Below are 13,128 nucleotides of genomic sequence, written 5' to 3'. Positions count from 1 at the left end.
CGGCACTACTTAATCGCGCTTTCGTAGGCTGAATAAAACGTGGATTCTTTGATTAAACTGAGTGATTCTCACCAACCATCACTTCTCTTAACAGTTATCTCAAATACTATTCGTTTCTCATTTAATCATATTATAAATTATCCCGCCATAAAGTCAAGCAATCCTACCAATTCAAGTCTTTCGCTTTGTCAGTATCGTCATAATGATGAATTGCCTCTAGCCCTTGCCATTGTTGTTGGCGTAGAGCTTCAAATATAACGATATTAGCTGTGTTTGATAAGTTAAGTGACCGTACATGTTCGTCATTCATTGGGATTCGCAAACTGTCATTTTTATGCGCTTCCATCAACTCAATAGGAAGACCCGTTGTTTCTTTTCCGAATAGGAAGAATTGCTCATTACTTTCATTTTGAGCCAAGTCTGCCTCAGAATAAATTTGAGGTGCAAATTTAGTAATTAAATACAGTTTACGTTCACCAACGTATGAAAGAAATGCCTCTAAATTATCATGCTCGACAATATCAACATTATGCCAATAATCTAAGCCAGCACGTTTCAACATTTTATCATCGGTTGAAAATCCTAGTGGATGAATTAAATGGAGCGTTGAATTAGTTGCCGCACATGTTCTTGAGATGTTCCCTGTATTAGCAGGCATCAACGGTTCAAATAAAGCAATATGATTTTTCAATGGAATCCTCCCTTTCTTCACGTAATTTGGTGAATGTCTAGATAGAAAAAGACACGTATAGAACGTGTCTTTTAATAGAATTATTTGAAGATTACTCTTCTTCTGCTTCTTCAGTTGCACCAATTACTTCTGGTTCAGCTGCTTCTGCATCTGGATCTACGTCTTCTGCTTCTTCAGTAGGATTTGAGATTGAAACAATTGTTGCATCGTTTTCCATCATAATTTCTACACCTTCTGGAAGAGTGATATCCGCTACAGTTAAAGTATCACCGATTTCTAAGCCTTTAACATCCACTTCAAAGTATTGAGGGATTGTATCTGGTTTAGTTTCAACAGTAATTTCGTTTTCAACGATTTCAACGATACCTTCTTCAATTGTTTCATCATTAACAACGTATAATGGAATTTCTACCGTTAATGTTTGGTCAGCAGAGATAGCTTCCAAGTCAATTGAGTACATTTCGTCTTTTAACGCTGCACGTTCATAGTCTTTTAACCATACTTTTTGAGTACCACCGTTATAATCTAAATTGAATACCGCGTTAGTACCTTCTTCTTTTAATAAAGCTTCGAAATCACGACGATCTACTAAAAGCGAAGTTGCTTCTACTGTTTTACCGTATAAAGATACAGGCACTTTTCCTTCAGCACGAGCTTTGCGTGAAGCACTTGAGCCAGTTGTTTCTCTAAGTTCTGCTTTTAAGTTCATAATAAAATCTCCTTATCTATAAATAATTTAATGCATTTCAAATAGTAATTTTCGCACATACGTTATAGTATCAAATTTTCCTCTAAAAAGCTAGATAAAACCGTATTTTTTTTATACAATAAGTAAAGATTCGTTGCTTTGCAATAGAGAGGTAGGTCCCATGAGAAAAATATTAAGCTACTTTAAACCCTTTGATTATGTATTTATTATCGTATCAATTATCATTTCTTTTATTCCAAATGTCATTACGAATGCTCATTTCAATGATTCAGGAGATGCCGTTGCGATAGTGAAGATCCACGGTGAAGTTGTAGATGAGTTCCCATTATCCGAAGGATTAGAAGTCGAAAAGACATATTATCCAAACGATAACCAGTACAATATTATCGAAATCAATAATAACCAAGCTCGTATTAAAGAAGATAATAGTCCTGATCAAGTTGGTGTTAGAACAGGTTGGATTGAAAGACCAGGACAAACTGCGATTTGTCTACCCCACGGGCTCGTGTTAGAGATTACCGGCCAAATGGCTGAAGATGAATTGATACTGCCTTTGTAATTAACTAATCATAAAATGGAGGTTTTATCATGTCAGCAGCCAAATTTAAACCCACAGGTGAAGATGTCGTCGAATTTATTGAGTCGATTGATTCAAAACAAAAACAAATTGATTCATTTGTTTTACTAGATTTATTTAAAGAAGTGACTGGTTTTGAACCTCAAATGTGGTATCCAAATATTATCGGTTTTGGAACTTACCATTACGTTTACGATTCTGGTCGTGAAGGCGATACATCCTATTTAGCCTTTTCCCCTAGAAAAGCCAAATTTAGTTTGTACCTTGCTACCGATTTCAAAGACAAAGAGAAATTACTAGCACAACTTGGAAAACACACCACTGGTAAAATGTGTATTTACGTAAATAAATTAGCTGATATTGATTTAGATGTCTTAAAAACAATGTTAGAAAACTCAATGGAACATACTTTAAGTAAATATCCTAAATAAAAAAGCAGCCTCGATTTTCTATAAAATCGAGGCTGTCTTTATACTAACAATAAAACAAATAAAACAATGACATACATACTTAAAAACAATATAAAACTCTGAATAGCTTCTTTAAAGGCAATTGGCTGTGGAATTCTTTCCGTATATCGCATCACACTTTGATAATGAACATAGCCAACGGCTAAAGTAACAATCGTCCACCATGGGAATAAACCAGCAATAATATAAGTCATCCAAACAACCCATGGTAAAAAGCTAAGGAACTGATACAAGCGAATCGCGTTCGGTCTACCAATATAGTAAACTAACGTCCGTCGTTCGTTTTGAATATCTGTATCCAAATCTCGGGTGTTATTGGCAAGCATAATATTCGCTGTTAAAAATATTTGTGGCAAGCTGAACCAAAATATCTTAAGAATATCAAACCAACCGATATTCAATACTAAATTCGTCCAAGTCCATTCACTTGAAAGCAGTACTTCATAGCGGGTCATGAATACCGCCAGAAAAGTGATACCGAATCCCATCGTTAAACTCGAAAAAATCTCCCCGTAAGGTGTCCGTGAGATAGGTAACGGTCCAAATGTGTAGATTATTCCAATAAAATATAACAAAGCTCCGATCAACAAGAGCATTGGATCTGTTAACCAAACGAGATATAAACTAAGTATCAGCGAAATAGCTAATAGGATAAATACAATTATGACCATCGTGCGGTAATTTAATTTGTATTTACCAATCACATTCTGCTCTTCCTTATAGTTATTATCCAAGGCTTTGTGATAATCCAATGTATTATTAATCGCTGTTACCGTCATATCAAAACAAGTCGCAGCTAGGAAAAATATAATTGAATTCAACCAATTAAATTCCTTGAAATAGTAACCTGTCCATAAAAAACCAACCATCATTGGGAAAAAACTAGCTATTTTTGTTCGAATTTCGACAAATTCTAAAAATATTTTTAAATTTATTTTATTCATCGGCGATGTAATACTCCTCATTCGTTAAATTAAAACTATCTTTTATACCAGCAGAAAGATGTACGCCACCTTCCTTATCGACATAAGCTACTTCAAAGCCATCTTTTGAATTAATAAACTCGATACCTTCTTCAATGCCCATTAAGAATAAGGCTGTCGAATAAGAGTCACCATCAAAAGAGGTTGGTGCAAAGACAGTTACACCTGAAATCTCATTATCTAAAGGGTATCCTGTACGTGGATCCATTATGTGATGGTATTTTGTGCCGTCTACTTCTAAATATCTTTCGTAAATTCCACTTGTAACAATGGCTGCATTTATGACACGTTGAGTCCCAACAATTTCACCACGTACTTCATCAGGGTCTTGAACCCCAACATTCCAACCCTCTTCATTAGATGGTGATGTCCCCATAACAACGACATTTCCCCCAAGGTTAATGATGGCTGTGGTAATATTGTTTTCCTCAAAAATCTCAACAATACCACTACCAATGTATCCTTTAGAAATACCACCTAACTCTAGCGACATTCCCTCTTCTTCAAGCATGACCGTCATATTCTCTTCATCAATGCTAATCTTTTCATAATCGATTAGATTAACGGCTTCAGTTATTTCAGAATCTTCTGGAACACGCGCATCATCACTTCCGATTTGCCATAAATCTGTGAGAACCCCAATTGAGATATCAAAGAGCCCATCACTCTCTTCAGCAATTTGAATTGAACGTTTAATGATTTCCATTGTTTCAGGTTGTACTTCAACCGGCTCAATCCCAGCATTCTCATTGATTCTATATACGTCAGATCCTTCAACGTTTGTGGAAAGGAGTGTTTCCATCTCCGCCATATAATCAATCGCTTCTTGCATCACATCTTCGACGCCTTCATGATAGACTTGCATTTGAACAACCGTATGTAACATCGTCTCCGTTATGCTTGTAGGTTCTTTAGCAATCGGGAGTCCATTTTCATTTACTTCTGTCGTAGTTGTCGGACTTGCTCCTGATATAACCACTTCTGGCTCATCATCACTTGCACAACCAAATAAGATGAGTGCTGTAGCAAATAAGGCCACTTTTTTCATTACATTTTTCATTAAATATACTCCTAGCTATTCTAATTCGTAATTCCTATTATACTATTCATATAGCTTCTATAAAAGTGAAAAAGTGAGCTAATTGTTAAATTAGCTCACTAATGACATATTTTCTATTTAATTATTTTGGCTTATTCTTCTGATGATTCTTCTTCAGTTGATTCTTCAGACGATTCTTCTGACTCTTCTTCAGATGATTCTTCCGAAGTTTCTTCTGATGCTGACTCTTCGCTTGATTCTTCAGATGACTCTTCAGATTCTTCGCTAGACTCTTCTGCATCAGCTTCATCAGCTGTTAAACTTGCTAATTTAGCATCATTTGTAGCTTGAGTTGCTAAAGCGATGAATGTTGTAGAAAGGTCTTCTTGTCCTTCTACTGGCTCAACACCTTCAACGTTTCCAGCTTCTACTAAAGCAGCTGCTAATTCATCAGCAACATCTTGATCTTCTGCTTCAAATGTTGCGTCAGTAATTTCGCCACCCTCAACAGTAATTGTTAAGTCTTCAGCTGAATATTCACCGTCTGCTAATTCTAATTCATCAACATTAACTTCTTCAGTGTTACCTTGTGCAGCTAACTCTAATAATACTTGCGAAGTGAATTGGAATGAAGTCGATGTTGTTGTTGCACCAGAAACAGCATCTACATCTGCTGATTGTGATTCAACTAATGCATCATTTAATTCTTGTGTTGCATCTGCCGATGATACGCCAGTTACATCTTCCATTTGAGTATTGTACTCTTCATCTTCTGATTTTAAGTCGCCGTCTTCATTTTCGTAATCAAAGTTTGAATCAGTAATTTCTCCATCTGCAACAGTGATTGTATGAGTTACAGCCCATCCACGTTCGTCTGGATTACCTACAACTGAGTATTCACCGTCTGTTAATGCTCCAGCTTCTGCTGATTCGTCAGTTCCTACTACTGCAGCGTCATCTGCTGATTCTTCTGAATCTGCTGATGATTCTTCGTCAGTTGATTCTTCTGATTCTTCCGATGTTTCTTCGTCAGTTGACTCTTCTGATTCTTCCGATGTTTCTTCATCAGTTGATTCTTCTGATTCTTCTGATGTTTCTTCGTCAGTTGATTCTTCTGATTCTTCTGATGTTTCTTCCTCAGATGACTCTTCTAATTCTTCTGATGTTTCTTCCACAGATGATTCTTCTGATTCTTCTGATGTTTCTTCCACAGATGATTCTTCTTCAGCTGACTCTTCTTCAGTCGTTTCTTCTGATTCTTCCGTTGTCTCTTCTGTAGTTTCTTCCGATTCTACTTCCTCTTCGACAACAGTTGATACTTCAGATTCTACGCTTTCTGGTGCTTCTTCTTCAGCGCCACAGGCAGCTAAAATAAACATTGATCCTAATAATAGAGTACCCTTTAATAAATTCTTTTTCATTAATGTCATCTCCTTTTTTGGTAAGTGTTTACCTTCTTGCTACAAAGGCAAAATTACTTATTTTTAGTTTATAATAGAATCATTTTTTTGTCTAGTAATGACACTTCTATTAGTACTGTCGATTAGAAATTAGTAAGATTATTTTCTTAATTTGAGATTTATATTCAGAATCACTTATTTTATCTAAATAAAATAATGCTTTTTCAATATAACGATCAATGAGTACTTCTGTGTCTTGAAAAGCGCCAGTTTCTTTAATCATTTGTGCTAATTGATCTAAAGATGCTTTATCCCACTCATCTGTTTCATTAACGTAACGACTTACTGCATCACTCTTCTCCATCGCAAGCAGCAAAGGTGCCGTGTAAATACCATTAGGAACGTCTTGCATACTAGGCTTTCCAGAATCTCCTGCTGGAACTAGAAAATCAATTAAATCATCTTGTAATTGAAAAGCAATGCCTAAGTATGTTCCAAGTAATCTTACATTTTGTGCTTTTCGGATGTCATTATTTGCTAGATAGTAGCCACCTGAAGCTGACAGTCCAAATAACATGGCTGTCTTTCCTCTTATTTGACGAATATAATCAATCATTGTCATCTCTTTATTAAAGGTATTAGCTAGTTGACGCAATTCACCACTCATAATATTTTCTAAAATCCACTTATTTCGGTTTTGGAACTGAACTTTATTAATTAAATCAGAAGCTAAACGGCCACTGTAGCTAAAAAGATAATCGCCAGCATAGACTGCAATTTTATTACTTTGGGCAATGTGCATAGCTTCAATGCCGCGTCTTGAATCAGCTGTATCGATCACATCATCATGAATTAACGTCGCTAAATGCAGTAACTCAATCGCCGCCGCATATGTAATTATTTTTTTGTTTATACTGCCATTTTCCATATAGAAAAACATCAAAGATAAACCTGCACGTAGATATTTACCTGGCGCATCAATATATTCTTGAATCTTAGCTTCTATTTCGGGTATGCGAATAGAAATACCTTCACGCATGTTTTGTTTAGTTTCTTTTAAGGCTTTTTCTATCTCAGGATACTCACGCCAAATCTCATGTATCAATGTTTTTTTCTCCCATCTATAAACATTAAAAAATTTAAAAAGCCAGGATTTAACGAAGATAGGTCTACTTTCTATCCGTTAAAATCCTAGCTTTCGATTTAAAAACAATCTATTCTCTTATCCTATATTATCTGTGTAGATATGCTTAGGTTTACCCCATATCCAACCATCGAATAGTTTACCTAACCATGGCATCACATAGTAGTCTAATCCGAATGCACGACCTGCACCCATCATTAAAGCAATCGCAGCTGGGATGAACCACATATTAACCCATACGAACATTCCTGATAAGCAGAACATTGCTACTAAAACAACGGTTAAACCACTTACTAAGAATGTGAATAATCCAGCAATTAAAGCTAAACCAATTCCTAATTCTACTAAGGACATCATTTTTTGCATGAATAATGCAACATCTTGATTCGGCATCATGAATTCCATAATTGATGCGAACCAGCCTGGCATTTCATCAAAGACTAACATTGGCTCTTCACCGTAAACATAGTTTAAACTAAAGATTTGTTCTGCTACTTCAACAACTTCTCCTGTTTCAGTTGCAGACGCTGCACTTGTTACTTCTTCTTGTAACCAAGGGAATGGGAAGACAACTTCATCTTCAAACCAAGATTGACCACCAAACATACCAAATGTTTTCTTCAATCCTTCAACTAACCACATAGCTCCATAGAAGAGACGTAATGGCACAGACCATAGAATATTACCATGAGCTGATAAGTGACCACGGAAAATATTACGTTTGTGTTTGATTGTAAAGAATTCGTGACGAACATACAACCATGCATAGTAGAAACTTCCAATACTTAAGAAGTAAATCACGTTAGCTGCATGTTTAATGAACATAGCGATGAAGCCTTGAACACTATATTTATCATATAGATAAGCAACACCATAAGTTGATCCAATAGATACCATGTTACCATCATATTTACCTTCAAATTCTTCTTTTTCAGTACCACTAATTTCTGAAATGATTGATGTTGCAGCAACATCACCTGTTAGCTCTGCCGCTTGAACGATTTGAGGCGTAGGCATGTTGTTGTTAGTTGGATCTTCATAATAAACTAAATCTCCAGCTACGAACACATTATCGTATCCTTTTGCTTGCATGTATTGGTCTGCTACTAAACGGCCAGCACGTGCTTGTTCAACACCCCATTCGCTAGCATCAGTATTTGCTTTAATACCTGCAGTCCAAATTGAAGTATATGTATCAATTTTCTTACCTGAAGCAAGTTCAATATGATCTTCAGCGATTTTAGCAATTCCATCACCTAAAGTAATATCAATGCCTTTTTTACGCATATATTTCATAGCGCGCTCTTGTTCTTTTTCTGTAACAGTATTTAAAATCTTTGGAGCAGCTTCTACTAAATGGAATGAGATTTCATCTGGATTTAATTTGTGTTCTTCAGCTAAGATTGGTAACCATTCAACTAATTCACCAATCATCTCAACACCAGTAAATCCTCCACCACATACTAAGAATGATAGTAAAGCACGACGTTTAACTGGGTCGTGTTCACGCGCAGCTTTATATACCATATCAATAATATGTTCACGAACGCGTTCTGCATCTTCCATTGACCATAATGTGAATCCATTTTCTTTCACTCCGTCGATACCAAAATCATTTGGTTCAGCACCAACAGCTAATACTAAATAATCAAATTTATAATTGCTTTGTTCACCAATAACAACATTGTTATCATGATCAATTTCAGATACATTATCTGTTACTAATTTTACGTTGTTTAAACGATGGAAAATACGACGTAAATCATATTTAATTGCATCTGGTTCTAAACGCCCTCCCGCAATTTCATGTAATTCAGTCATATATGTTAAATATGAATGACGATCAATTAATGTAATATTGACAGTTTTGTCTTTTTTATATTTCTTACCTAATTTTCTTGCCGCAGCAACACCGGCAAAGCCAGCACCTACAATTACTATTTCTTTTGCCAATTAAATTCACTTCCTATCAAATAATTTCGTTCATAGTATACCGCTAGTATTGCGTTTTTACAATGTGTTTTTTTCACTTTAATAACTTTTTCACAAGTTGTTTCGTTGCTTATCCCATAGGAATAAGACTGCTAGCTCGCTATTTCACATATTAATTTTTTTAATGGATATTCTATTATCAAACAATCAATGCTATCTCTATACGATTCTTTTTTAATTTATTGATTAAAATTGCTATTGTTTTTTTCACAAACACTTTTTATCAAGCACACAGCACTTTGCTTGTAGTTGCATTCACATTATTAGACAAAAAAAGTCCACTATACATCAGCAAGCGATATACAGTGGAGTTTGTAAGTGATTATTTATTGTTTTTAATTGATTTTGGTAGTATTAGTGTGGCTTCAGGATAAGTAAAACGGGAATCTTTACGATATAGACCTCTGAAATTTTCAACGATTGCTTTTTGAGCGACATCTTTACCTTGAGTTATTCTTGAAATTATTGTTTGTGTCATTTCATAGCCTCCTGATTATTATGTGTTTTTTAACCTTATACAATTTAACATACACATCAGATGACTTTCTTTAAAGTTCCCTAAGAAATCGCTAGTCTTTTCATGAGTTTATCTTAAACTAAATGTGAAGTCCCCGCCAATAATAAGTAATTGCTCATTCATTCTCAAAAAAATAGACAACTGATTTAATAATCAGTCGTCTATTAAAAGCTATAAATTATTCTGCAGACTCTTCTGTAGATTCTTCGGTTGTCTCTTCAGTTGTTTCTTCAGTCGTTTCTTCTGCTGATTCTTCTGTTGTTTCCTCAGCTGCTTCTTCTGAAGTTTCTTCCGTAGATTCTTCTGATGTCTCTTCAGTTGATTCTTCTTCAGTTGCTGCTTCATTGTTTGCATTTGCAAGATCGATTAAGTCTTGAACAGCATTTTGTAAGTCTTCGTCATGAATTTCATAACCAGTATCTTGGATTAATTGACCGATGACTCCATAAGCGAATTGGCTATCAGCAAAGCGTGAAGTAACATATTGTTCTTCAACTTCTTCACGAACATCTTCTAATGGTTGTTTTTCACCATTATTGATTGTGCGAATAACATGGAAACCGTATTGTGATTCTACAGGTGTTTCTGTCATTTCGCCGTTCTCTGAGTTCATTACTGCTTCTTCAAATTCTGGAACCATTTGTCCAGCTGGGAATGGTTGTAATAATCCACCGTTTTGTGCTGTTGAATCTAATGAAACTTCTTGAGCAACTGCATCAAATTCTTCGCCATTATTAATTCTTTCGATTGCATCGAGTGCTTCTTCTTCAGTTTCAACTAAGATATGTTGGGCTTCCATTAATGGTGAGTATTCATTCTCATAGTAGTTTGTGATAGCTTCATCTGACATATCAATTTGGCTCTCTACTACTTCTTGGAACATATTTCTTACAAAGATTTGGTAAGTATATGTTTCGATATCACTTAAACCTTGGTATGCAAGTAATTGTTGGAAAACTTCTTCTCCACCCGCTTCGTCGATCTGAGCTTGAACTTCTTCTTCCGCTGCAGTTCTCAGTGCTTCAGCATCCGATACATTTTGTTCTAAGACAGTTTCTAGAATAATTGTTCTCAATGTCGTATCGCCAGCGATAGCTTTCATTGATTCATATAATTCATCTTTAGTAATATCCTCGCCACCTACAGTTGCAATGACCTCACCTGCTGATTCTTCTTGTGCCATTACTGGGGCAATACTACCTAGTCCTGAAAGTAACAATGTTGATGTTAAAGCAACTAATGATACCTTTTTTAGCGTTTTTTTCATAAAGTTTTTGGCTCCTAACTATTTTTAAATATGTAACAAATATATCATACATTATGTATTTGAACTCCATGTTAATATATTAATCTAGGAAAATTCAAACATATTGCTTTTAGTTCATTTAAATTAATTATTAAGATTAATTTCTTCTGCTTGTTCTTCGATATCTTCGGTCAAATCTTCGATATGACGTTGAATTCGATTAATTCGCGGAGACGTTTCTTCTTCAAAATGCTGTAAAGATGTTTGAATACCGTCTGTCGCAGTTTTAACACTATCCATACCTTCTTGAGTTAATTTCTGCACTGACATTCTTAAATTATCAACTTTATAACGAACATCATTCACGTCATCAGTTGTCGTATCGATAAAGTGTTTCAGATCTTCACGCGTTTCTTTACCGCTCTTTGGCGCATTCATTAACCCTGCTAGGCCGCCAAAGAAAGCACCCCAAAATAATCCTGATTTAAATCCAGCCATAAAAATACACCTCTTTAATTTTCTTTGATTTGTGACGCAATCAATGCTGCTCTTTCACTGAACTCTTCTTGTGTATAGCTGTCTTGATTATTACTAAACTCGATAGCGAATTTATCATCTTCATTGTAACGTGGTAATAGATGCCAATGAGTATGGAAAACTGATTGGTATGCTAATTCACCATTATTATTAACGATATTCATTCCTTTAATTTCTGGAAATGCTTCTTTTATTGCATTCGCAATTTTAGGTAAGCGTTTTGCGATTGCTACCGCAACATCTTCATCATATTCAAAGATATTCTCAACGTGTTTCTTTGGTACTACTAAAGTATGTCCTGGAGTTACTTGCGACATATCTAAAAATGCAAATACTTCATCGTCTTCATAAACCTTTGCTGAAGGTATATCACCATTTATAATCTTACAGAAAATACAATCTGTCATCTTTATCTCCCTCTCATATAATTCTTATCTTGTTTATCATACTAGATTTTGTCGAAAATACAAAAAATAAAATGGATAATCGGAGATTAATTTCACAAATAATTCATAAAGCCGATTATAATTAGTAAAAACTTCAATCTTTATTCCCCGAAATCTTTACACACATATAGTTTTGATGTGCTATACTTTTATTACACAAGAAGTAAATGGAAAGTAGGTGGCAATTTTGCGCGTCAGTTTTAATTTAAATATGCGTAAGTTTATAACTTTTGTTCTATCAATCATGTTTTTAAGCATCAGTAGTGGACAAGTTATTCAAGCCCAAGAAAATAATATAAATGATTCCCAGCAAGATGAATCGCTTGACTCTTCTGAGGATCAAGAAACAAATGAAAGTTTAAATGATGAAAGTGCGAGCCAAGAAATAAGCATTTCCTTTGAGGAATTTGTTCCGTATGCAAATTTTACAAATTATCAATATCAAGGTGACCAAGTTTACTTTGACGCCCAAGATATTATTATGGAATACTCACCAGATAGTAATGGTATTTTTCAAGTGACATCATTCTCTGGTCAAGAAGCCATCGCCTATGTATATCAAATTCGCGACACAGGCTTTTATGAACTAGCTTCTTTCAATGATTATTATGTTGTAGAAGATTTACGTTACTCACCTGAAGCAAGCGATAATGATGAATCGCTCATTCTACCGAGTAATTTAACCATTGGATCAAGTTTTTCAAGTGGCTACAATAATGAAAAAAGACGCATGATATCTGAATTAATTAGTTCATATGATGTGGGTGGCCAAACCTTTAATGATGTTCTACGTATTGAAGAACAGGCGCAAGAAGACAGCGGTCCTGTTACTTATAATTATTACTATGCCCCAACTGTCGGTATCATAGTTATCGAACGAACTGCTTCAGATGGGACAACACAACGTGTCTTACAATTAATTTCTGCACAAGGTTCAAGTCATTAAACAAAATACCTTCTAACGATAAGTACTTTTCAAGTAACTTCGTTAGAAGGTATTTTCCTACTTTTAGTCAAGTGCTATTTAGAGAGAGAGTAGTAAACTGATAGGCATGCCAAATAATCCTTCAAAAGACTACTTTTTTTTGAAGAAACTTGGTACAATTTAATTAATCACAGAGAACCTATTGATTATTTTGGTGAGAGATCATAATCATATAGTTTCCCGTGAAGTACTAAATAGTGAATGGATTTTAAAAATCGATCCATACAAGCAATCAGAACGACCTTGTGCTTTTTAGCGTGAGGTTGTTTTTTTGCTCGATAATAGTAATCAACGATATGATTCGGACCTGATTTTTGTGAATGAATCATATTTGTTATGACAAGATATAATGTTTTTCTAGCGAATGTATTCCCTCGTTTACTAATTTTATC

The 13,128-nt window shown here is 35.0% G+C and carries 14 protein-coding genes, 1 pseudogene and 1 other annotated feature (1 of these 16 only partly in view); of the genes and pseudogenes, 3 read left to right on the top strand and 12 right to left on the bottom strand.

From position 1 onward, the window contains the following. Positions 1–129, bottom strand: a binding site (T-box leader) (it extends 97 nt beyond the left edge of the window). A 34-nt stretch (positions 130–163) separates the two neighbouring features. Both ACFO5Y_RS08230 and ACFO5Y_RS08225 read right to left on the bottom strand, forming a co-directional pair. Beyond that, the gene (locus tag ACFO5Y_RS08230) at positions 164–691 is read right to left on the bottom strand and encodes a tRNA (cytidine(34)-2'-O)-methyltransferase (RefSeq protein WP_197104580.1); all 528 of its coding nucleotides are present in this window, start codon (positions 689–691) and stop codon (positions 164–166) included. A 91-nt stretch (positions 692–782) separates the two neighbouring features. Next, positions 783–1,400 (bottom strand): 50S ribosomal protein L25, encoded by a 618-nt coding sequence (locus tag ACFO5Y_RS08225; protein WP_197104581.1) that lies wholly within the window; start codon positions 1,398–1,400, stop codon positions 783–785. A gap of 160 nt (positions 1,401–1,560) precedes the next feature. On the opposite strand from ACFO5Y_RS08225, the gene ACFO5Y_RS08220 reads away from it, so the two are divergent. Continuing rightward, a complete protein-coding gene (locus ACFO5Y_RS08220) occupies positions 1,561–1,959 on the top strand; it encodes a NusG domain II-containing protein (RefSeq protein WP_197104582.1) in 399 nt (132 codons plus the stop codon). Positions 1,960–1,988: 29 nt separating this feature from the next. After that, on the top strand, positions 1,989–2,408 hold the full coding sequence (locus ACFO5Y_RS08215; RefSeq protein WP_197104583.1) for a DUF1801 domain-containing protein: 420 nt from the start codon (positions 1,989–1,991) through the stop codon (positions 2,406–2,408). Positions 2,409–2,446: 38 nt separating this feature from the next. On the opposite strand, the gene ACFO5Y_RS08210 is transcribed toward ACFO5Y_RS08215, so the two are convergent. From ACFO5Y_RS08210 to ACFO5Y_RS08170, 9 genes are all read right to left on the bottom strand, one after another. Then, entirely contained in the window at positions 2,447–3,391 is a 945-nt protein-coding gene (locus tag ACFO5Y_RS08210; protein ID WP_197104584.1) for a UbiA family prenyltransferase, read from the bottom strand. After that, a complete protein-coding gene (locus ACFO5Y_RS08205; protein ID WP_231606889.1) occupies positions 3,384–4,490 on the bottom strand; it encodes an FAD:protein FMN transferase in 1,107 nt (368 codons plus the stop codon). Before ACFO5Y_RS08205 ends, ACFO5Y_RS08210 begins: the two co-directional genes overlap by 8 nt. 131 nt (positions 4,491–4,621) lie before the next feature. Continuing rightward, positions 4,622–5,890, bottom strand: coding sequence for an FMN-binding protein (locus ACFO5Y_RS08200; protein ID WP_197104585.1), 1,269 nt, complete (start codon positions 5,888–5,890; stop codon positions 4,622–4,624). 109 nt (positions 5,891–5,999) lie between these two features. After that, positions 6,000–6,974 carry a polyprenyl synthetase family protein gene (locus ACFO5Y_RS08195; RefSeq protein WP_197104586.1) on the bottom strand — a complete coding sequence of 325 codons (975 nt, stop codon included), beginning with the start codon at positions 6,972–6,974 and terminating at the stop codon, positions 6,000–6,002. A gap of 117 nt (positions 6,975–7,091) precedes the next feature. Next, entirely contained in the window at positions 7,092–8,966 is a 1,875-nt protein-coding gene (locus ACFO5Y_RS08190) for an FAD-dependent oxidoreductase (RefSeq protein WP_197104587.1), read from the bottom strand. Positions 8,967–9,327: 361 nt separating this feature from the next. Beyond that, positions 9,328–9,483, bottom strand: coding sequence for a hypothetical protein (locus ACFO5Y_RS08185; RefSeq protein WP_171031350.1), 156 nt, complete (start codon positions 9,481–9,483; stop codon positions 9,328–9,330). A gap of 217 nt (positions 9,484–9,700) precedes the next feature. Beyond that, positions 9,701–10,789, bottom strand: a complete 1,089-nt coding sequence (locus ACFO5Y_RS08180; protein ID WP_197104588.1) for a peptidylprolyl isomerase — start codon at positions 10,787–10,789, stop codon at positions 9,701–9,703. Between the two features lie 123 nt (positions 10,790–10,912). Continuing rightward, a complete protein-coding gene (locus ACFO5Y_RS08175; protein WP_197104589.1) occupies positions 10,913–11,266 on the bottom strand; it encodes a YtxH domain-containing protein in 354 nt (117 codons plus the stop codon). Positions 11,267–11,280: 14 nt separating this feature from the next. After that, the gene (locus ACFO5Y_RS08170; RefSeq protein ID WP_197104590.1) at positions 11,281–11,712 is read right to left on the bottom strand and encodes an HIT family protein; all 432 of its coding nucleotides are present in this window, start codon (positions 11,710–11,712) and stop codon (positions 11,281–11,283) included. 226 nt (positions 11,713–11,938) lie between these two features. Between ACFO5Y_RS08170 and ACFO5Y_RS08165 the strand changes: the two genes are divergently transcribed. After that, entirely contained in the window at positions 11,939–12,697 is a 759-nt protein-coding gene (locus ACFO5Y_RS08165; protein ID WP_197104591.1) for a hypothetical protein, read from the top strand. A 185-nt stretch (positions 12,698–12,882) separates the two neighbouring features. Here ACFO5Y_RS08165 and ACFO5Y_RS08160 read toward each other — a convergent pair. After that, positions 12,883–13,128 (bottom strand): annotated as a pseudogene (locus ACFO5Y_RS08160) (IS110 family RNA-guided transposase); the annotation flags it as partial.

This window comes from Ruoffia tabacinasalis (assembly GCF_042652985.1).
Lineage (GTDB): Bacteria > Bacillota > Bacilli > Lactobacillales > Aerococcaceae > Ruoffia > Ruoffia tabacinasalis.
This window is presented reverse-complemented; position numbering and strand designations above follow the sequence as displayed.